At 67.7% G+C, this 18,646-nt stretch carries 18 protein-coding genes; 8 read left to right on the top strand and 10 right to left on the bottom strand.

The window, feature by feature from the left end:
- The first annotated feature begins 121 nt into the window (after positions 1 to 121).
- The 5 genes from ASD05_RS03905 (at position 122) to ASD05_RS03885 (ending at position 6,728) form a co-directional block, all read left to right on the top strand.
- Positions 122 to 979 (top strand): IclR family transcriptional regulator, encoded by an 858-nt coding sequence (locus ASD05_RS03905; protein ID WP_056587954.1) that lies wholly within the window; start codon positions 122 to 124, stop codon positions 977 to 979.
- Between the two features lie 161 nt (positions 980 to 1,140).
- Entirely contained in the window at positions 1,141 to 2,679 is a 1,539-nt protein-coding gene (locus tag ASD05_RS03900) for an aldehyde dehydrogenase family protein (RefSeq protein ID WP_056587952.1), read from the top strand.
- Between the two features lie 98 nt (positions 2,680 to 2,777).
- Positions 2,778 to 3,680, top strand: a complete 903-nt coding sequence (locus ASD05_RS03895; RefSeq protein WP_056587949.1) for an amino acid ABC transporter substrate-binding protein — start codon at positions 2,778 to 2,780, stop codon at positions 3,678 to 3,680.
- Positions 3,677 to 4,897, top strand: a complete 1,221-nt coding sequence (locus tag ASD05_RS03890; protein WP_056587946.1) for a pyridoxal phosphate-dependent aminotransferase — start codon at positions 3,677 to 3,679, stop codon at positions 4,895 to 4,897. The genes ASD05_RS03895 and ASD05_RS03890 overlap by 4 nt, the downstream gene beginning before the upstream one ends.
- A gap of 157 nt (positions 4,898 to 5,054) precedes the next feature.
- A complete protein-coding gene (locus tag ASD05_RS03885) occupies positions 5,055 to 6,728 on the top strand; it encodes a thiamine pyrophosphate-binding protein (protein ID WP_056587943.1) in 1,674 nt (557 codons plus the stop codon).
- Between the two features lie 22 nt (positions 6,729 to 6,750).
- Here ASD05_RS03885 and ASD05_RS03880 read toward each other — a convergent pair whose 3' ends face one another.
- Positions 6,751 to 7,050, bottom strand: coding sequence for a hypothetical protein (locus tag ASD05_RS03880; RefSeq protein WP_056587941.1), 300 nt, complete (start codon positions 7,048 to 7,050; stop codon positions 6,751 to 6,753).
- A gap of 446 nt (positions 7,051 to 7,496) precedes the next feature.
- On the opposite strand from ASD05_RS03880, the gene ASD05_RS03875 reads away from it, so the two are divergent.
- Both ASD05_RS03875 and chrA read left to right on the top strand, forming a co-directional pair.
- On the top strand, positions 7,497 to 8,255 hold the full coding sequence (locus ASD05_RS03875) for a TSUP family transporter (protein ID WP_056587939.1): 759 nt from the start codon (positions 7,497 to 7,499) through the stop codon (positions 8,253 to 8,255).
- Between the two features lie 20 nt (positions 8,256 to 8,275).
- Entirely contained in the window at positions 8,276 to 9,640 is a 1,365-nt protein-coding gene (chrA, locus tag ASD05_RS03870) for a chromate efflux transporter (RefSeq protein ID WP_056587936.1), read from the top strand.
- Between the two features lie 107 nt (positions 9,641 to 9,747).
- Here chrA and ASD05_RS03865 read toward each other — a convergent pair whose 3' ends face one another.
- The 5 genes from ASD05_RS03865 to ASD05_RS03850 form a co-directional block, all read right to left on the bottom strand.
- Positions 9,748 to 11,259, bottom strand: coding sequence for a tripartite tricarboxylate transporter permease (locus ASD05_RS03865; RefSeq protein WP_056587933.1), 1,512 nt, complete (start codon positions 11,257 to 11,259; stop codon positions 9,748 to 9,750).
- Positions 11,260 to 11,272: 13 nt separating this feature from the next.
- Complete coding sequence (locus ASD05_RS03860) at positions 11,273 to 11,761, bottom strand: tripartite tricarboxylate transporter TctB family protein (protein WP_007835454.1); 489 nt, start codon at positions 11,759 to 11,761, stop codon at positions 11,273 to 11,275.
- Between the two features lie 197 nt (positions 11,762 to 11,958).
- On the bottom strand, positions 11,959 to 12,363 hold the full coding sequence (locus tag ASD05_RS03855; protein ID WP_056587930.1) for an RNA recognition motif domain-containing protein: 405 nt from the start codon (positions 12,361 to 12,363) through the stop codon (positions 11,959 to 11,961).
- 181 nt (positions 12,364 to 12,544) lie between these two features.
- A complete protein-coding gene (locus ASD05_RS29280; RefSeq protein WP_007835452.1) occupies positions 12,545 to 12,781 on the bottom strand; it encodes a DUF3820 family protein in 237 nt (78 codons plus the stop codon).
- Between the two features lie 6 nt (positions 12,782 to 12,787).
- The gene (locus tag ASD05_RS03850; protein WP_007835451.1) at positions 12,788 to 13,162 is read right to left on the bottom strand and encodes a translation initiation factor Sui1; all 375 of its coding nucleotides are present in this window, start codon (positions 13,160 to 13,162) and stop codon (positions 12,788 to 12,790) included.
- Positions 13,163 to 13,206: 44 nt separating this feature from the next.
- Here ASD05_RS03850 and ASD05_RS03845 point away from each other — a divergent pair, with 44 nt between their 5' ends.
- Positions 13,207 to 14,484 carry a DEAD/DEAH box helicase gene (locus tag ASD05_RS03845; RefSeq protein ID WP_056587926.1) on the top strand — a complete coding sequence of 426 codons (1,278 nt, stop codon included), beginning with the start codon at positions 13,207 to 13,209 and terminating at the stop codon, positions 14,482 to 14,484.
- A 16-nt stretch (positions 14,485 to 14,500) separates the two neighbouring features.
- Here the strand turns inward: ASD05_RS03845 and ASD05_RS03840 are convergent, their stop codons facing one another.
- The 4 genes from ASD05_RS03840 to ASD05_RS03825 all read right to left on the bottom strand — a co-directional run bounded on the left by ASD05_RS03840 (position 14,501) and on the right by ASD05_RS03825 (position 18,635).
- On the bottom strand, positions 14,501 to 15,208 hold the full coding sequence (locus tag ASD05_RS03840) for a slipin family protein (protein ID WP_413749373.1): 708 nt from the start codon (positions 15,206 to 15,208) through the stop codon (positions 14,501 to 14,503).
- A gap of 165 nt (positions 15,209 to 15,373) precedes the next feature.
- Positions 15,374 to 16,537, bottom strand: a complete 1,164-nt coding sequence (locus tag ASD05_RS03835; protein ID WP_056587923.1) for an acyl-CoA dehydrogenase family protein — start codon at positions 16,535 to 16,537, stop codon at positions 15,374 to 15,376.
- Positions 16,538 to 16,544: 7 nt separating this feature from the next.
- Positions 16,545 to 17,705 (bottom strand): acyl-CoA dehydrogenase family protein, encoded by a 1,161-nt coding sequence (locus ASD05_RS03830; protein WP_056588404.1) that lies wholly within the window; start codon positions 17,703 to 17,705, stop codon positions 16,545 to 16,547.
- Between the two features lie 15 nt (positions 17,706 to 17,720).
- Positions 17,721 to 18,635, bottom strand: coding sequence for an SDR family oxidoreductase (locus ASD05_RS03825; RefSeq protein ID WP_056588401.1), 915 nt, complete (start codon positions 18,633 to 18,635; stop codon positions 17,721 to 17,723).
- Between the last annotated feature and the right edge of the window lie 11 nt (positions 18,636 to 18,646).

The following is an 18,646-nucleotide window of genomic DNA, read 5'->3' as shown; positions in this document are numbered from 1 at the left end:
ATTGCAATGAACGCGCCAGTTCGCTTCGGGTATTCCACTAATCAGAATCTTTATTCAATTTATTCCGTTCAATGGAATATGATCGCCTCGATCGATAGATTGAATTCCACAGGAGCAAGGTATGGAAACCCCATCGGCGGCCAGCGGCGGCGTGCCGCGCGTCTTCTCGGTGATCCGCGCGCTCGGCGCGGTGCAGGGCGAGGGCGGCCGCGTGACCCAGATCGCACGTTCCGTGGGCCTCACGCAGGCCACCACGCACCGTTTGCTGCAGTCGCTCATGGCCGAGGGCATGGTCGAGCAGGACGAGCGCAGCAAGCTCTATCGGTTGAGCATCGATTTCTTCGCGCTCGCAGCGAGCGCGGGCAACCCGGGCGACCTGCGCTCCATCTGCCGTCCCGTGCTGCTGCGCCTGTGCGCGAGCCTGGGCGACAGCATCTTCTTATTGGCGCGCAGCGGCTTCGACGCGGTGTGCCTGGACCGCAGCGAAGGCCCGTTTCCCATCCGCTCGTTCACGGGCGACATCGGCGGGCGCATCGCGCTGGGTGTGGGGCAGGGTGCGCTGGCCATCCTCGCGTTCCTGCCCGAGGCCGAGCGCGAGGAGGTGATCCGCTTCAACCTGTCGCGCGTACGCGAGTACGGCGTGTACGACGAGGTCTATCTGCGCACCGAGATCGAGCGCGTGCGGCAGGCGGGCTATGCGGGGCGCAACACGGGCCTGCTCGAAGGCATGGCCGGCGTCGCGGTGCCGATCCTCGACCGCGAGGGCCGCGCGGTGGCGGCGCTGAGCGTGGGCACCATTGCCGACCGGCTCAATGCGGACCGCATGCCGACCGTGGTCGAACTGCTCAAGCGCGAGGCGGGGGCGATCGGGCCGAAGATCAATCCGTTCGATGCAACGCTGAGAAGGCCGGCGCAGAGCCTGGCGGGGTCGCCTGCGGGGCAGCGCATTGGCGTGCCCGAAGCGCCCAGGCCGGAATGAACCCGCTGTGCCGGAAGGCGAGCGGCGGATGAAGTTCCTTCCCAAAACGCATCAAGTCCTTCCATATTTTCACTAGCCAATCGTCCCGGATTCGCAGATATTGGCCGCATTCCACCGACTCCCATCGCCTTTCTCTTCCATCTCCTTCCCGGAGCGCGACCATGTCCGAAGCCCACACTTCCCTCCCCGTCCCCACCGAAGTCGAACAGCTGCTGCAGCGCCTCGGCGTGCCCGTCGAGGCTCATACCGGCGGCACGCTGACGGTGCGCTCGCCCGTCAGCGGCGAGGTCATCGCACAGGTGCCGCAGACCACGCCGGCCGAAGCCACCGCTGCCATCGGCCACGCGCACGAAGCCTTCAAGGCCTGGCGCAGCGTGCCGGCCCCGCGCCGCGGCGAGCTGGTGCGCCTGCTCGGCGAAGAGCTGCGCGCCGCCAAGGGCGACCTCGGGCGCCTCGTCACGCTGGAGGCCGGCAAGATCCCGTCCGAAGGCGCGGGCGAAGTGCAGGAAATGATCGACATCTGCGACTTCGCGGTCGGCCTCTCGCGCCAGCTCTACGGCCTCACGCTGGCCACCGAGCGCGCCGAGCACCGCATGATGGAAACCTGGCATCCGCTGGGCGTGTGCGGCGTGATCTCGGCCTTCAACTTCCCGGTGGCCGTGTGGTCGTGGAACGCCGCGCTGGCGCTGGTGTGCGGCGACTCGGTGGTGTGGAAGCCTTCCGAGAAGACGCCGCTGACCGCACTGGCCGTGCATGCCATCGCGCAGCGCGCCGTCGCGCGCTTCGGCGATGCGCCCGAAGGCCTGCTCGGCCTGCTGCTGGGCCAGCGCGACATCGGCGAGGTGCTGGTCGACGACCATCGCGTGCCGATCCTCTCGGCCACCGGCTCGACGGCAATGGGCCGCCAGGTGGGGCCGAAGCTGGCCGCGCGCTTCGCCCGCGCGATTCTCGAACTGGGCGGCAACAACGCGGCCATCGTCACGCCCTCGGCCGACCTCGACCTCACGCTGCGCGGCATCGCGTTCGCGGCCATGGGCACGGCCGGCCAGCGCTGCACCACGCTGCGCCGCCTGTTCGTGCACGACAGCGTGTATGACGCGCTGGTGCCCAAGCTCGCGAAGGTTTATGGCAACGTGCAGGTGGGCGATCCGCGCGAGGCCGGCACGCTGGTCGGCCCGCTGATCGACCGCGCAGCCTTCGACGGCATGCAGAAGGCGCTCGGCGAAAGCCGCGAGGCCGGCGCCACGGTGCACGGCGGCCAGCGCGTCGAAGGCCTCGGCACCAAGGACGCGTACTACGTGCGCCCCGCGCTGGTCGAACTGAAGACGCACGACGGCCCGGTGCTGCGCGAGACCTTCGCACCCATCCTCTACGTGGTGCGCTACAGCTCGCTCGATGAAGCCATCGAATGGCACAACGCGGTGGGCGCGGGCCTGTCGTCGTCGATCTTCACGCTGAACGTGCGCGAGGCCGAGCGCTTCATGTCGAGCGCGGGATCGGACTGCGGCATTGCCAACGTCAACATCGGCCCGAGCGGCGCGGAGATCGGCGGCGCCTTCGGTGGCGAGAAGGAAACCGGCGGCGGCCGCGAAGCCGGCTCCGACAGCTGGAAGGCGTACATGCGCCGCGCGACGAACACCATCAACTACTCGACGGCATTGCCTCTAGCGCAGGGCGTGACCTTCGACATCGGCGACTGACCGCCCCCGGCTCGTCCGTTCCTGCCGCGCAATTCCTCGCGTCGGCAGGTGGACGGCCGTGCGCACCCCAGAAAAACAACCACCAGGAGACAGAAGAAATGAGCATTCCCTTCAAGACAGTTGCAGCAGCCACGCTGCTCGCGCTCGCGTTCGGCGGCGCCAGCGCGCAGACCACCGCCAGCAGCACGCTCGACAAGATCAAAACCAGCGGCAAGGTCGTGCTCGGCGTGCGCGAAGCCTCGCCGCCCATGGCCTACATGCTGGGCGCGGGCGAGAAGTACGTGGGCTACCACGTCGAGCTGTGCGAGCGCGTGCTGAAGGACATCGTGCCGCAGGCGAAGCTCGAATACATGGCCGTGACCGCGCAGAACACCATCCCCCTGGTGCAGAACGGCACGCTCGACATCGGCTGCGGCCCCACCACCAACAACACCGCGCGCCAACAGCAGGTGGCGTTCGCGCTCACCACGTACGTGAGCGAAGTGCGCATGGCGACCAAGGTCGACTCGGGCATCACCTCGCTCGAGCAGCTCGCGGGCCGCAACGTGTCGGCATCGACCGGCACCACCGCCGTGCAACTGCTGCGCAAGCGCGAGCGCGCGCAGAACGTCTCGTACAACACGATGCTCGGCAAGGACCACCTCGAGAGCTTCCTGCTGATGGAGTCGGGCCGCGCCGACGCCTTCGTGCTCGACGACAACCTGCTGGCCGGGATCATCGCGAACTCGAAGAACCCGGCCGCCTACCGCATCGTGGGCGAGCCGCTGGGCTCGGAGCCGATCGCGCTGCTGTTCCGCAAGGACGACCCGGCCTTCAAGGCCGCGGTGGACGATTCGCTGCGCCGCATGATGAAGAGCGGCGACCTGGAAAAGATCTACGCCAAGTGGTTCGTGGCGGCCATTCCGCCGAAGAACACGAGCCTGAACCTGCCGATGAGCACGGCGCTGAAGCAGCTGATGCTCGAACCCAACGACAAGCCACTGGAGGCCTACGCCAAGTGACCACGGACACCGTTGTCTTCTCGCCGGCGCAGCGCGTGCGCGCCATCGGCGTCTCGGAAATCCTGCGCATCACCGACCACGCCAATGCGCTCAAGCGCGCGGGCCGTCCGGTGATCGTGCTGGGCGCGGGCGAGCCCGACTTCGACACGCCGCAGAACGTGCGCGACGCGGCGGTGCGCGCCATCGGCCGTGGCGACACGCGCTACACCGTGCTCGACGGCAGCCCGGCGATGAAGGCGGCGGTGCAGCTGAAGTTCAAGCGCGACAACGCGCTCGACTTCGCACTCGACGAGATCAGCGTGAGCGCAGGCGCCAAGCAGGTGATCTTCAACGCGCTGATGGCCAGCCTGAACCCGGGCGATGAAGTGATCCTGCCCGCGCCGTACTGGACCTCGTACGCCGACATCGTGCAGATCTGCGGCGGCGTGCCGGTGCCGGTGGCGTGCACCGAGGCGAACGGCTTCCGGCTCGATGCCGCACAGCTCGAGGCGGCGATCACGCCGCGCACGCGTTGGCTGTTCGTCAATTCGCCATCGAACCCGAGCGGCGCGGCCTACAGCGCGGCGCAGCTGAAGCCGCTGTGCGAGGTGCTGCTGCGGCATCCGCAGGTGTGGGTGCTGGCGGACGACATCTACGAACACATCCTCTACGACGGCCTGGCCTTCGCGACGCCGGTAGCGGTGGAATCGCGCCTGCGCGAACGCACGCTGACCGTCAATGGCGTATCGAAAGCCTATGCGATGACCGGCTGGCGCGTGGGCTACGGCGCAGGGCCGCGCGCGCTGGTCGCGGCGATGGCCGTGGTGCAGAGCCAGACGACCTCGTGCCCCTCGTCGATCAGTCAGGCGGCGGCCATCGAGGCGCTGACCGGGCCGCAGGAGATCGTGGCCGAGCGCTGCGCCGACTTCCAGGCGCGGCGCGACTTCGTGGTGGCCGAGCTGAACCGCGCGCCGGGGCTGCATTGCCGCGTGCCCGAAGGCGCGTTCTATACCTTCGCCAGCTGCGCCGGCGTGCTAGGCAAGCGCACGCGCGGCGGCACGCTGCTGCAGACGGACAGCGACTTCTGCCGCTACCTGCTGCAGGACTTCGAGGTGGCGGTGGTGCCGGGCAGCGTGTTCGGGCTGGCGCCGTATTTCCGCATCTCGTATGCGACGTCGATGGCGCAGCTGGAAGAGGCATGCCAGCGCATCGCGGCCGCATGCGAAGCCCTCGAATGACCCCGCATTTCTCCCTCCCCCGCTGGGGGAGGGCAGGGGTGGGGGCAGGCGGCGTATCGATTGCCGTCGGCTCATCCAACGCCGCTTGCCCCCATCCCAGCCTTCCCCCAGAGGGGGAAGGAGCAAGACCCAACACCTTCATTCCATCGGACACAGCATGACTTCCTCCCGCACCGGCGGCCAGATCCTGGTCGACCAGCTCATCACCCACGGCGTCAGGCAGCTGTTCTGCGTGCCCGGCGAAAGCTTTCTGGCCGTGCTCGACGCGCTGCATGACGCATCGATCGACGTGACCGTGTGCCGCCAGGAAGGCGGCGCGGCGATGATGGCCGAGGCGCAGGGCAAGCTCACGGGCCAGCCAGGCATCTGCTTCGTCACGCGCGGCCCGGGCGCCACCAACGCGGCGGCCGGCGTGCACATCGCGCACCAGGACTCGACGCCGCTGCTGCTGTTCGTGGGCCAGGTCGCGCGCGACGCGATGGGCCGCGAGGCTTTCCAGGAGCTGGACTACGGCGCGGTGTTCGGCACCATGGCCAAGTGGGTGGTGCAGATCGACGATCCGGCACGCGTGCCCGAGCTGGTGTCGCGCGCCTTCCATGTCGCAACCTCGGGCCGGCCCGGCCCGGTGGTGATCGCGCTGCCCGAAGACATGCTGACCGAGGCCGCGGCGGCGGCCGACGCGCAGCCCTACGCGGTGACCGAAACCCACCCCGGCGCGGCGCAGCTCGCCGAGCTGCAGCAGCGGCTGTCGCAGGCGCAGCGCCCGGTGGTCATCCTCGGCGGCAGCCGCTGGTCGGAGAAGGCGGCGCTGCAGTTCGCGGATTTCGCGGCCGCGTTCTCGCTGCCCGTGTACTGCTCGTTCCGCCGCCAGATGCTGATGTCGGCCGAGCACCCCTGCTATGCGGGCGACCTGGGCCTGGGCGCCAACCCGCGAATGCTGGAGCGCATCCGCAATGCCGACCTCGTGCTGCTCGTCGGCGGGCGCCTGTCGGAAGTGCCGTCGCAAGGCTACGAACTGCTGGCGATCCCGCAGCCGAAGCAGGCACTGGTGCATGTGCACGCCGATGCCGACGAGCTCGGCAAGCTCTACCGCCCGGCGCAGGGCATTCACGCCACGCCGCAGGCATTCGCCGAAGCGGTGTCCACGCTGCGCCCCGCGCAAGAGCCGGCCTGGCAGGCAGAGACAAAGATCGCACGCGAAGACTTCCTGCGCTGGAGCGACCCGGCGCCCATCCGCATTCCCGGCCCGCTGCAGATGGGCGAGGTCATGCAGCACCTGCGTGAAGTGCTGCCGGCCGACACCATCTTCTGCAACGGCGCGGGTAACTTCGCCACTTGGGTGCACCGCTTCTGGCCGTTCCGCGCCTTCGCGAGCCAGCTTGCGCCCACCAGTGGCTCGATGGGCTACGGCCTGCCGGCCGGCGTCGGCGCCAAGCGCCTCTGGCCGCAGCGCGAAGTGGTCGTGTTCGCGGGCGACGGCGATTTCATGATGCACGGTCAGGAATTCGCCACCGCCGTGCAGTACGGCCTGCCGATCATCGTGGTGCTGCTGGACAACGCCATGTACGGCACGATCCGCATGCACCAGGAAAAGCACTATCCCGGCCGCATCAGCGCCACGCAATTGAAGAACCCCGATTTCCGCGGCTATGCCGAAGTGTTCGGCGGCCACGGCGAACGCGTGACCAGCACCGAAGAGTTCGGCCCCGCGCTGGCCCGTGCGCGTGCGAGCGGCAAGCCGGCGATCCTGCACTGCCTGCTCGATCCGGAAGCGATCACGCCGGGAAGCACGCTGCAGTCGATCCGCAAGGCCGCGCTGGCCGCGTCCTGAACAGGCCCGCAGCAGGAAGGCGTCAGCTCAGCCCGTCCGCGTGGCGAAGCGGCGCCGGCGGGTTGCCGTCGGGCCGCCGCGCCGCCAGCCGCGCGGCGCGGGCCAGCGGTTCCATCGCCTGTTCGAGCCGCATCGCGAGCTGGTAGAGCTCCTCATCCTTGGTGTCCGCGGCATGCGCGCGCGTCATGCGCACGATCTCGGCGGCGTATTCGGCGTTGGTGGCCATCCATTCGGTGTCGGTCACGCGCCCATGCTTTCGCCGAAGCGCCACATGAAGGCGCGCGGCGAGGGCGATGCGTTCGCTTTCGGACATGGATGGCATGCTTCCTCCGTCGGGTGGGCGATTCCCGGGTTCTTTCCTATCCTGTGCAAGATCGGGGCCTGATGCGCCTGCATGAATTGTGCCGCTCTGTTAACCATCGGAAACACTTTGGTTTGCGAATCTGACTTTCCAGGCCGGCAAAGCGGGTAATTCCCAATGCACTGAGGCGGTGCGCCCCCTAAAGTCTGCGCACTCGCGAACGGGCCCTGGCTCGTGCTGCCGAGGGTCCGAGGAGACAAACTCGAGCAACTATAAAAATGCTTCCAAGGCTCCGTACGAGATGCCATGTTTGACTTTGAAAGGCGCCGCTGGTCGGCGCCTTTTTTATGCCCGCGCGCGCCGTGCCCGACGGGTTTTTCCTCAGTGCCAAATTGACCTCCCACAAAGGCCACGCGTGCACATGAAGCTATATTTTCGATAGCGCCACGAGTGAGACAATCGCCGCCATGGAAATGCTGGTGGTGACGGGCGCTTCGCTGCTCGCGGGTTTTGTCGATTCGATCGTGGGCGGAGGCGGGTTGATCCTGGTGCCGGCGCTGTTTGCCGTGTTCCCGGGCGCGACCCCGGCAACGCTGCTGGGCACCAACAAGAGTGCGTCCATTTGGGGCACGGCCGCCGCCGCGGCCCAGTTCAGCCAGCGTGTGCAGATGCGCTGGGGCGCCCTTTGGCCCGCCGCGGTGCTCGGTTTCGCCGGCTCGATGCTGGGCGCCTGGGGCGTCACGCTATTCCCGGGCGACTTCCTGCGCCGGGCGCTGCCGGTCATCCTGCTGGGCGTGCTGCTCTACACGCTGGCGCGCAAGGACATGGGCCGGATGCATGCGCCGCGCTTCTCCGGCCGGGCCGAGACGCTGGCGGCCTGCACCATCGGCCTGTCGATCGGGTTCTATGACGGCTTCTTCGGGCCGGGCGCGGGGAGCTTCCTGGTGTTCCTGTTCGTGCGCTGGATGGGCTACGACTTCCTCAACGCCTCGGCCTCGGCCAAGATCATCAACACGCTGACCAACGCCGCGGCGCTGATCCTGCTGGCTGCCAAGGGCCATGTCTGGTGGCACTACGGGCTGGTGATGGCGGTGGCCAACGTGGCCGGCAGCCTGCTCGGCACGCGGGTTGCACTGAAGCACGGGGCGGGCTTCGTTCGGGTGGTGTTCATCGTGGTGGTGAGCGCGCTGATCCTGAAGACCGCGTACGACGCATTCCTGAAATAGCGAAACAAGAAAGTCAGCCGATGTCCTCCCCCGAAGCGCCTGCCGAGCCGCTCGCCCCCGTCAGCTTCTGGCAGGCCTTCGGCTACTGGCTCAAGCTGGGCTTCATCAGCTTCGGCGGGCCGGCCGGGCAGATCGCGCTGATGCACCAGGAGCTGGTGGAGCGCCGCCGCTGGATCTCGGAGAAGCGATTCCTCCATGCGCTGAATTACTGCATGGTGCTGCCCGGCCCCGAGGCGCAGCAGCTGGCGACCTATATCGGCTGGCTCATGCACCGCACCTGGGGCGGCATCGTGGCGGGAGGGCTGTTCGTGCTGCCGTCGCTGTTCATCCTGATCGCGCTGTCGTGGGTCTACATGGCGTACGGACAGGTGCCGGCGGTGGCGGGGCTGCTCTACGGCGTAAAGCCCGCGGTGACGGCCATCGTGCTGTTCGCGGCCTGGCGCATCGGCTCTCGGGTGCTGAAGAACGCCTGGCTGTGGGCAATCGCCGCCGCGGCATTCGTGGCGATCTTTGCCCTTCGCGTGCCGTTTCCGCTGATCGTGCTCGTGGCGGGGGCCATCGGCTACCTTGGCAGCCGGGTGGCGCCAGAGCGCTTCGCGCCGGGCGGCGCTCACGCAGCGGCGGCGGCCTCGGTCGGCCCCGCGCTGATCGACGACGACACGCCGACACCCGCGCATGCGCGCTTCGGCTGGGGCCGCTTCTTGCGCGTGCTGGGCGTGTTCCTCGCACTCTGGCTCGTCGCCATCGGCGCCCTCGCGGCACTGTTCGGCTGGCACGGCGCGCTCACGCAGATGGGCTGGTTCTTCACCAAGGCCGCGCTGCTGACTTTCGGCGGCGCCTATGCGGTGCTGCCCTACGTGTTCCAGGGCGCGGTCGACCACTACGGCTGGCTCAGCGCCACGCAGATGATCGACGGGCTCGCGCTGGGCGAAACCACGCCGGGGCCGCTGATCATGGTGGTGTCGTTCGTGGGTTTCGTGGGCGGCTGGAACCAGTCGCTGTTCGGCGGGCAGTCGCTGTTCCTGGCGGGCGCGGTGGCGGCGACGGTGGTGAGCTTCTTCACCTTCCTGCCGTCGTTCCTGTTCATCCTGCTGGGCGGCCCGTTCATCGAATCGACGCACGGCAACCTGAAGCTCACCGCGCCGCTGACGGCCATCACGGCGGCCGTGGTGGGCGTGATCGTCAACCTCGCGGTGTTCTTCGCCTGGCACGTGCTGTGGCCGAAGGGCGCGGGCGGTGGCTTCGACGCGGCATCGGCGGCGATCGGGCTGATCGCCGCCGTGGCGCTGTTCCGCTTCAAGGCCGGGGTGATCCCGGTGGTGCTGGGCGCGGCCTTGCTCGGGCTGGCGTGGCAGTTGGTGGTGCTGCGCTTGCTACAGCACTGACTTTTTCGTGGAACACCGCGGAACCGGCTTTGCCGGGCCGCAGGTGTTGCCCCCGGTAGGGGGTTGGCGCAGCGACACGAAGTGCGCGCAGCCTGGGGGCGAGCCAACTACTCTTCGACGAAGGCTTCTTCGCGCTTGGCCTTGATCGCCGGCAGCAGCACGATGCCCAGCAGCAGCGCCGCAGCCACCAGCAGTCCCGCCGACAGCGGCCGCGTGACGAACACGCTCCACGCGCCGCGCGACAGCAGCAGTGCGCGCCGCAGGTTCTCTTCCATCATCGGGCCCAGGATGAAACCCAGCAGCAGCGGAGCGGGCTCCGTGCGCAGCTTCAGGAACAGGTAGCCGATGAAGCCGAAGGCCGCCACCATCCAGATGTCGAAGGTGTTGTTGTTGGTCGAGTACACGCCGATGGCGCAGAACAGCACGATCGCCGGGAACAGGAACTTGTAGGGCACCGTCAGCAGCTTGATCCACATGCCGATCAGCGGCAGGTTCAGCACGATCAGCATCGCGTTGCCGATCCACATCGAGGCGATCAGGCCCCAGAACAGTTCGGGGTTGCTGGTCATGACCTGCGGACCGGGCTGGATGTTGTGGATCGTCATCGCACCCACCATCAGCGCCATCACCGCGTTGGGCGGAATGCCCAGCGTCAGCAGCGGGATGAACGAGGTCTGCGCGCCGGCATTGTTGGCCGACTCGGGCGAAGCCACGCCGCGGATGTTGCCCTTGCCGAAGGCGACTTCGCCGGGGCGCATCTTGATCTTCTTCTCCAGCGCATAGGCCGCGAAGGCCGCCAGCAGCGCGCCGCCGCCGGGCAGGATGCCCAGCGCCGAACCCAGCGCCGTGCCGCGCAGCACGGCGGGCGTCATGCGCTTGAAGTCTTCCTTGGTGGGCCACAGGCCCTTCACCTTGTGCGTGAACACCTCGCGCTCGTCGTCGGGCTGCGAGAGGTTGCCGATGATTTCGCCGTAGCCGAACACGCCCATGGCGATCACCACGAAGCCGATGCCGTCGGTGAGTTCAGGAATGTCGAAGCTGTAGCGCGCCACGCCCGAATTCACGTCGGTGCCGACGATGCCCAGCAGCAGGCCCAGCACGATCATCGCAACCGCCTTCAGCAGCGAGCCCGAAGCCAGCACCACGGCGCCGATCAGGCCCAGCACCATCAGCGAGAAGTATTCGGCCGGGCCGAACTTGAAGGCCAGCTCGGTCAGCGGCGGTGCGAAGGCGGCCAGGATCAGCGTACCGACGCAGCCCGCGAAGAACGAGCCCAGGCCCGCGGCGGCGAGCGCCGGGCCTGCGCGGCCCTGCCTTGCCATCTGGTAGCCGTCGATACAGGTGACCACCGAGGACGACTCCCCGGGCAGGTTCACCAGGATGGCCGTGGTCGAGCCGCCGTATTGCGCGCCGTAGTAGATGCCGGCCAGCATGATCAGCGCCGACACGGGCGGCAGCGCGTAGGTGGCGGGCAGCAGCATCGCGATGGTCGCGACCGGGCCGATGCCGGGGAGCACGCCAATCAGCGTGCCCAGGATGCAGCCGACCAGGCAGTACAGCAGGTTGGTGAAGGTGAACGCGACGCCGAAGCCGGTCGCGAGGTTGTGGAACAGTTCCATGGCGATGCGCTCCTCAACCCGAAATGAAAGTAGGCCAGACCTGGATCTGGAGCTTCAGCGCCCAGATGAAGGCCACGTAGCTGCCGGCCGCCAGGATGGTGGAGAGAATCAGCACGTCGCGCAGCTTGAAGTGCTCGCCCGCCATGCTCGAGATGATCGTGAGCGCGTAGATCGCGATGATCATCCCCATCGCCGGCAGCCCGATGCTGGGCAGCCCGCCCAGCAGCACGCCGAAGGCGAGGTTGGCGCCGAGCACGAAGGCTAGCGGCTTCCAGGCCCATTTGCCGATCGGGTCGCCGGTGGGGGTTTCGACCACCAGCGCCTGGAACATGATGATGGCGCCGAGGACGGCCAGCAGGATGCCGAGCATCAGCGGGAAGTAACCCGGTCCCATGCGGGCACCGTTGCCGACGGTGTAGGTCGTGGCGCCTATCGCAAAGGCTCCTCCCACGGCAGTGAACATGACTCCTGAGAAGAAGTCCGCCTGACTCTTGATGCGCATGTCTCGCCCCTCTTATATGAAGGGTCGAGGGTCGTTCTGCGCGGCTGACTGTTGGCTGACCGCGGAGGTACGGACTATTGCTTACCGGGTTTTCATTAGGCCGAGCTGACGAAGGCGCTCGAGCCTGGCGCAGAAACGAAAAAAGCTCCCGAAGGAGCTTTTTTATTCAGAAGCCCGAAGGCTCTGGAGGGAAGGGCTTAGTAGCCGCCGCGACCACCGCCGCCGCCGTAGCCGCCGCCACCACCGCTGCGGCCACCGCCACCGCCGCCGTAGCCGCCACCACCACCGCCGTAGCCGCCACCGCCGCCACCACCGTAGCCGCCGCCACCACCACCGCTACGGGGGGGACGGGCTTCCATCGGACGGGCTTCGTTCACCGTCAGGGCGCGGCCCTGCAGCGAGTGGCCGTTCATGGCTTCAATGGCTGCCAGTGCTTCGGCATCCGAACCCATTTCGACAAAGCCGAAGCCCTTCGAACGGCCGGTGTCACGTTCCATCATGACCTTGGCGCTGACGATGGCGCCGAACTCGCCGAAGGCTTGTTCCAGATCGTTGTCACGCACGGAGTAGGCGAGGTTGCCTACGTAGAGTTTCTTGCCCATTGAGGGACTCCTAATTCAAACCAACAAGACAAAGCGATGGAGTCCCAGAATCACAACAAACAAAATGCGCTGTGGCGCGAAACTGACCGATCACCGAATTACGTGCACGGGAGACAAAGCTCACAGACACGTAGGCCGGATTATCCAGCCCGATTTACAAAAAACGTGGGGAAATCGTGTGTTATTGAGAAACATCTCGGCCCGATGGGCGGTTTCGCAACGGTTTCAGCAGGCCGGAGAGCCCGTTGTGGTCTATTTCATGCATCAGCGCGAGCAGTCGGCCAATTTCTCCTGAGGGAAAACCCTCACGTGCAAACCAGGTCAGGTAATTTCCGGGCAAATCGGCAATCAGCGTGCCCTTGTGCTTGCCAAAAGGCATTTGGAGCGTCACCAGGCGCTGCAGGTCTTCGGGTTGCATAGGTGCTCAGCCTCCCGCCCGCTTGACCGTGTGGCCCTGCTTCACCAGCGCCGCGACCACCAGTTCGCGGTGGTCGCCCTGGATCTCGATCACGCCGTCCTTCACCGTGCCACCCGAGCCGCAGGCCGTTTTCAGCTGCTTGCCGAGCGCCGCGAGGCCTTCCGCATCGAGCGCCACACCCTTGACGACGGTCACGCCCTTGCCCTTGCGTCCCTTGGTTTCGTGCGATACGCGGACAATGCCGTCCGTGGCCGGCAGGCGCGCCTTGAGCTCCTTGCAGCGGCACCGGGCCATGGGCTCGCCGCAGCCGGGGCACATGCGGCCGCCCGCCTCGGTGGAGTACACCAGGGCGCTGCCGGCCTGATTGCGCTGCTGTTTCATCGTCGACATCCGATCCGTCTTTCTTCTCTTCTGTGTCTGCTTACATGCCATTCGACTCACTGGGCCTGGCCCCCGCGCTCGTGCAGGCCGCCGCCGAAAGCGGCTATGCCGCGCCGACCGCCATCCAGGCCGCGGCCATCCCCGCGATTCTGCAAGGCCGCGACCTGCGGGGCTCGGCGCAGACCGGCTCCGGCAAGACAGCCGCATTTTCCCTGCCCCTGCTGCAGCGCCTGGGCGCCGAGCGCACACAGGGCTCGCGCCGCGTGCGCGCGCTGGTGCTCGTGCCCACGCGCGAACTCGCGGCCCAGGTCGGCGAGACCATGCGCAGCCTGGCGCAGCACCTGCCCGAACGCCTGAAGATCGTCGTCGCCTTCGGCGGCGTGTCGATCAACCCGCAGATGATGAGCCTGCGCGGCGGTGCCGACATCGTCGTCGCCACGCCGGGCCGGCTGCTCGACCTCGCCGACCACAACGCGCTCAAGCTCGATGCCGTGTCGACGCTGGTGCTCGACGAGGCCGACCGCCTGTTCGACCTTGGCTTTGCCGAAGAGCTCGGCCGCATCCTCGCGCTGCTGCCGAAGCAGCGCCAGAACCTGCTGTTCTCCGCTACCTTCCCGGGCGCCATCCAGGCGCTGGCCGACAGCATGCTGCGCGATCCGGCCGTCGTCGACGTGCAGGGCGAGCCCGGCACCGAGCCGAACATCGTGCAGCGCGTGATCGAGGTCGACGCCATCCGCCGCACGCAGTTGCTGCGCCACCTGCTGAAGCAGCACGAAGGCGAATGGGATCGCGTGCTGGTCTTCGTCGCCACGCAGCATGCGGCGCAGACCGTGGCCGAGAAGCTCTACAAGAACGGCATCTACGCCGTGCCCTTCCACGGCGACATCGCGCAGGGCACGCGCACCGACATCCTTTCGCAGTTCAAGCAGAGCCGCTGGGACGTGGTGATCGCCACCGACCTCGCAGCGCGCGGCATCGACATCGCGCAGCTGCCCGTGGTCATCAACTACGACCTGCCGCGCTCGCCGACCGACTACATCCACCGCATCGGCCGCACCGGCCGCGCGGGCGAGAGCGGACTGGCGATCAGCTTCGTGAGCGCGGCCACCGAGGCGCACTTCCGGCTGATCGAGAAGCGACAGGGGCTGAGCCTGCCGCGCGAGCGCGTCGAAGGCTTCGAGCCGACGGAGGTGGCGGTGCCCGTGGTCGATGCGTCGGGCACCGGCGGCGTCAAGGGCAAGCGGCCGAGCAAGAAGGACAAGCTGCGCGCGGCGGCTGCGCTTGCGGCTGCACGGGGCGAAACGCCCGAGAAGAACGACTGACCCTGTGCCGCGCAGGCTACGAGCGCTTGCCCAGGAAGCTCGTCAGCAGGTCCACCGGCAGCGGGAACACGATGGTCGTGTTCTTGTCCGCGCCTATCACCGTCAGCGTCTCCAGGTAGCGCAGCTGGATGGCTTGCGGCTCCTGCGCCAGCACGCGCGCGGCCTGGAACAGCTTTTCCGAGGCCTGCAGCTCGCCCTCGGCGTGGATCACCTTGGCGCGCCGTTCGCGTTCGGCCTCGGCCTGCCGCGCGATGGCGCGCACCATCGATTCGGTGAGGTCGATCTGCTTGATCTCCACGTTCGACACCTTGATGCCCCATGACGCCGTCTGCACGTCCAGCGATTCGCGGACGTCGAGGTTGAGCTTCTCGCGCTCGGCCAGCATGTCGTCGAGCTGGTGCTTGCCGAGCACCGAGCGCAGCGTGGTCTGGGCCAGCTGGCTGGTGGCGTTGAAGAAGTCCTTGACCTGGATGATGGCCTTCTCTGCGTCGACGATGCGGAAATACACGACCGCGCTGACCTTGACCGACACGTTGTCGCGCGAGATCACGTCCTGCGTCGGCACTTCGAGCACCACGGTGCGCAGGTCGACGCGCACCACCTGCTGGATGGCCGGTATCACGACCACCAGCCCGGGGCCCGCGACCCGCGTGAAACGCCCCAGCGTAAACACGATGCCGCGCTCGTATTCGCGGAAGATCCAGATGGCGGAAAAGGCCAGCATCACCAGCAACACGAGGACGAAGGCGCCGATGCCGTAAGTGAAAGAGAGCATGGTGGTCTCCTGCGACCCGGCAAGGGCCGCTGGATTGTTCGACACGCGCATGGCGCAAGCGTTCCAGACAGGCGCCGAACAGGGATCGGCCCGGCGCCTTGTGTAGGCGCGCGCCTACCAGCCCATCTGCCTGGCCGCCAGTTCCTTCATGATCTCCTCGGCCCCGCCGCCGATCATCATCACCTTCACCTCGCGGTAGATGCGCTCGCTCACGGTGCCGCGCATGAAGCCCATGCCGCCGAGGATCTGCACCGCCTGGTCGGCGCAGAACTGCATGGTCTGCGTGGCGTGGTTCTTCAGCATGCAGACCTGCGCGACCCATTCGGGTGCGTTGAAGCGCCCGGCCGCTTCGTGCGCATCGCCCTTGGACGAAACCGCCTCGATCCACGCCTCGGTGGAGGCGATGCGCATCTGCATGTCGACCAGCTTGTGGCGCACCGCCTGGTGCTCGATCAGCGCGGCGCCGAATGTCTTGCGATCGCGCGCCCAGGCCAGCGCCTCGTCGAGGCAGGCCTGGGCGAAGCCGAGCGCGCCCGCCGCGAGCCCGATGCGCTCGCCGTTGAAGTTGCCCATGACCATGCGGAAGCCTGCGCCTTCGCCGCCGAGCAGGTAGCGCGCCGGCACGCGCACGTTGTCGAAGTGCAGCGTCGCGGTGTCGGAGCACAGCCAGCCCATCTTCGCGAGGCGCGTGCGCGAAAGGCCGGGCGCATCGCCGGGCACGAGGAGCATAGAGATGCCGCCCGCGCCGCGCCCTTCGCCGGTGCGCACGGCCACCGTGATCCAGTCGGCGCGCATGCCCGAGGTGATGAAGGTCTTCTCGCCGTTCACCACGTAGTCGCCGCCGTCGCGCCTTGCCGTGGTGCGCAGCGCGGCCACGTCCGAGCCGCCGCCGGGCTCGGTGATGGCGAGCGCCGCGATCTTCTCGCCGCGCAGCACCGGCGGCACGACCTCGCGGCGCACCGCATCGCTCGCATGCAGCACCACGGGCGGCAATCCGATGTTGTGCGAGAACAGGCTTGCGAGCACACCGCCGCTCTTGCCGTGGCGCGCGAGTGCGATCCATGCGGGCAGCTTGAGCGAATACGAAGCGGGCGTACCGCCCAGGTCTTCGGGGTAGCCCAGTCCGAGCAATCCCAGTTCGGCGGCACGTGCGTAGAGCGCGCGCGGAAACTCGCCCGCTTCATCCCAGGCCTGCACGTTCGGCGCGATCTCGCTTTCGGCAAAGCGCCGCACCGTGTCGGCGAGCGCCGCGCGGTCGGCTTGCAGTTCGGCGTCCATGGGCGCCTCAGCCGCGCGGCGGCCGCTTCGCGATGCCCATCGTCTTTGCGAGGATGCCCAGCATCACTTCGTCCGCGCCGCCGCCGATGGAGCCGAGCCGGCCGTCTCGGTACAGGCGCGAGACGCGGTTCTCGAGCGTGAAGCCCATCCCGCCCCAGAACTGCAGGCAGGTGTCTGCCACCTGCCGCGTGAGGCGGCCGGTCTTGAGCTTGGCCATCGACGCGAGCTCGAGCACGTCTTCGCCCTGCACATGCAGGTCGCAGGCGCGGTAGGTCAGCGCGCGCAGCGCCTCCACCTCGGTCTTGAGCTCGGCCAGCTTGAACTGCACCCACTGCTGGTCGGCCAGCGTGCCGCCGAACATGTGGCGCTGCTGCGCCCACTCGATGGTCTGCGCGATGCAGTCTTCCATCGGTTCGAGCGAACTCGCGGCGGCCCACAGGCGCTCTTCCTGGAACTGCTGCATCTGGTAGACGAAGCCCTGGCCTTCCTCGCCGATGCGAAAGCGCTGCGGCACGCGCACGTTGTCGAAGTAGATGAGCCCGGTGTCGCTCGAGTTCATGCCGATCTTGCGGATCTTCTTCGCTTTCTCGATGCCGGGGCTGTCCATCGGCACCATCACGAGCGACTTGTTGCGGTGAACCGGTCCGTCGCTGGTGTTGACCAGCATGCACATCCAGTCGGCCTGCAGGCTGTTGGTGATCCACATCTTCTGGCCGCTGATGAGGTAGTCGTCGCCGTCCTTGCGCGCGTGGCTCTTGAGGCCCGCGACGTCGCTGCCCGCGCCGGGCTCGCTCACGCCGATGCAGCCGACCGTGTCGCCGGCAATGGCGGGCACGAGGAACTCGCGGCGCAGTTCGTCGCTGCCGAAGCGCGCGAGCGCGGGCGTGCACATGTCGGTCTGCACGCCGATGGCCATCGGCACGCCGCCGCAGCTCACGTGGCCGAGCGCCTCGGCCATCGCCATCGCATACGAGTAGTCGAGCCCCGCGCCGCCGAAGGCCTCGGGCTTGTTCAGGCCCAGCATGCCCAGGTTGCCCAGCTTCTTGAAGACCTCGTGCGCGGGGAAGATCTCTGCCTCTTCCCATTCGTCCACGTGCGGGTTGATCTCTTCGTCGATGAAGCGGCGCAGGGTCTTCTGGATCTCGAGGTGTTCGTGGGTGTACTGCATGTCGCTTGTCTCCAATCAGTCGTTGGGCTCGTCGTTCTGGAACACGCGCGGCGTCTGCGCGAGGTGAAAGCCGTCGAAAGGCCTCACCGCCGCGCGCTGCTGTGTCTGCGCATCGGGAATCTCCATCGGCCAGCCCATGCGCACCTGCGGCCGCGCGCCGTCCACGCGCAGCACGCTGCCGCTGATGAAGCTGGCCGCGGGGCTCAGCAGGAAGGCAATGGCGGCGGAGGTCTCGGCCTCGTTGCCGAAGCGGCCCGCGGGCACGGTGTTGCGCATGGCGCGCAGCATGCCGCCGGCCTCGGGCGGGTAATGGTCCATGCCGCTCGAGGCGATGTAGCCCGGCGCCACCGCGTTCACGCGCACGCCGCTCGCGGCCCATTCGAGCGCGGCGGTCTCGGTGAAGCTCACCATGCCGGCGCGCGCCGCGCCGCTGTGGCCCATGTTGGGCATCGAGCCCCAGATATCGGCCACGATGTTGACGATGGTGCCGCCGTTGGCCTGCATGCTTTGCACGTAGCACTCGCGCGCGACCAGGAAGCCGCCCGTGAGGTTGGTGTGGATCACCGCCTCCCAACCCTTGGCCGTGATGGCGGCGAGCGGCGTGATGTACTGGCCTCCCGCGTTGTTCACGAGGCCGTCGATGCGGCCGTGGGTTGAAATGACAGCGGCGACGGCCGCGCGCACCGCTTCTTCCTGCCGGATGTCGAAGGCCTGCGTGCTTGCCTTGCCGCCGCTGGCTTCGATCTCGGCCTTCACCTGCTCGAGCTTCTCGGGCTTGCGGCCGACCAGCACCACCTGCGCGCCGAGCGCTGCGAGCTCGTGCGCGGTGCAGCGGCCGATGCCGGAGCCGCCGCCGGTGACGACGATGACCTGTCCGTCGAACAGGCCGGGTGTGAAGACGGAGCGATAGCGGGAGGAGGGGGCGTTCATGCGAATGACCT

This window comes from Variovorax sp. Root434, from assembly GCF_001426595.1.
Taxonomy (GTDB): domain Bacteria; phylum Pseudomonadota; class Gammaproteobacteria; order Burkholderiales; family Burkholderiaceae_C; genus Variovorax.
The sequence above is the reverse complement of the archived record's forward strand: the minus strand, read 5'-3'. Positions and strand labels throughout refer to the sequence as shown.

What these genes read in the sequence shown, in the direction of transcription:
- ASD05_RS03905 (WP_056587954.1), top strand. Translation starts at nt 122, where the DNA reads ATGGAAACCCCATCGGCGGCCAGCGGCGGCGTGCCGCGCGTCTTCTCG.
- ASD05_RS03900 (WP_056587952.1), top strand. Translation starts at nt 1,141, where the DNA reads ATGTCCGAAGCCCACACTTCCCTCCCCGTCCCCACCGAAGTCGAACAG.
- ASD05_RS03895 (WP_056587949.1), top strand. Translation starts at nt 2,778, where the DNA reads ATGAGCATTCCCTTCAAGACAGTTGCAGCAGCCACGCTGCTCGCGCTC.
- ASD05_RS03885 (WP_056587943.1), top strand. Translation starts at nt 5,055, where the DNA reads ATGACTTCCTCCCGCACCGGCGGCCAGATCCTGGTCGACCAGCTCATC.
- ASD05_RS03880 (WP_056587941.1), bottom strand. Translation starts at nt 7,050, where the DNA reads ATGCCATCCATGTCCGAAAGCGAACGCATCGCCCTCGCCGCGCGCCTT.
- ASD05_RS03875 (WP_056587939.1), top strand. Translation starts at nt 7,497, where the DNA reads ATGGAAATGCTGGTGGTGACGGGCGCTTCGCTGCTCGCGGGTTTTGTC.
- chrA (WP_056587936.1), top strand. Translation starts at nt 8,276, where the DNA reads ATGTCCTCCCCCGAAGCGCCTGCCGAGCCGCTCGCCCCCGTCAGCTTC.
- ASD05_RS03865 (WP_056587933.1), bottom strand. Translation starts at nt 11,259, where the DNA reads ATGGAACTGTTCCACAACCTCGCGACCGGCTTCGGCGTCGCGTTCACC.
- ASD05_RS03860 (WP_007835454.1), bottom strand. Translation starts at nt 11,761, where the DNA reads ATGCGCATCAAGAGTCAGGCGGACTTCTTCTCAGGAGTCATGTTCACT.
- ASD05_RS03855 (WP_056587930.1), bottom strand. Translation starts at nt 12,363, where the DNA reads ATGGGCAAGAAACTCTACGTAGGCAACCTCGCCTACTCCGTGCGTGAC.
- ASD05_RS29280 (WP_007835452.1), bottom strand. Translation starts at nt 12,781, where the DNA reads ATGCAACCCGAAGACCTGCAGCGCCTGGTGACGCTCCAAATGCCTTTT.
- ASD05_RS03850 (WP_007835451.1), bottom strand. Translation starts at nt 13,162, where the DNA reads ATGAAACAGCAGCGCAATCAGGCCGGCAGCGCCCTGGTGTACTCCACC.
- ASD05_RS03845 (WP_056587926.1), top strand. Translation starts at nt 13,207, where the DNA reads ATGCCATTCGACTCACTGGGCCTGGCCCCCGCGCTCGTGCAGGCCGCC.
- ASD05_RS03840 (WP_413749373.1), bottom strand. Translation starts at nt 15,208, where the DNA reads ATGCTGGCCTTTTCCGCCATCTGGATCTTCCGCGAATACGAGCGCGGC.
- ASD05_RS03835 (WP_056587923.1), bottom strand. Translation starts at nt 16,537, where the DNA reads ATGGACGCCGAACTGCAAGCCGACCGCGCGGCGCTCGCCGACACGGTG.
- ASD05_RS03830 (WP_056588404.1), bottom strand. Translation starts at nt 17,705, where the DNA reads ATGCAGTACACCCACGAACACCTCGAGATCCAGAAGACCCTGCGCCGC.
- ASD05_RS03825 (WP_056588401.1), bottom strand. Translation starts at nt 18,635, where the DNA reads ATGAACGCCCCCTCCTCCCGCTATCGCTCCGTCTTCACACCCGGCCTG.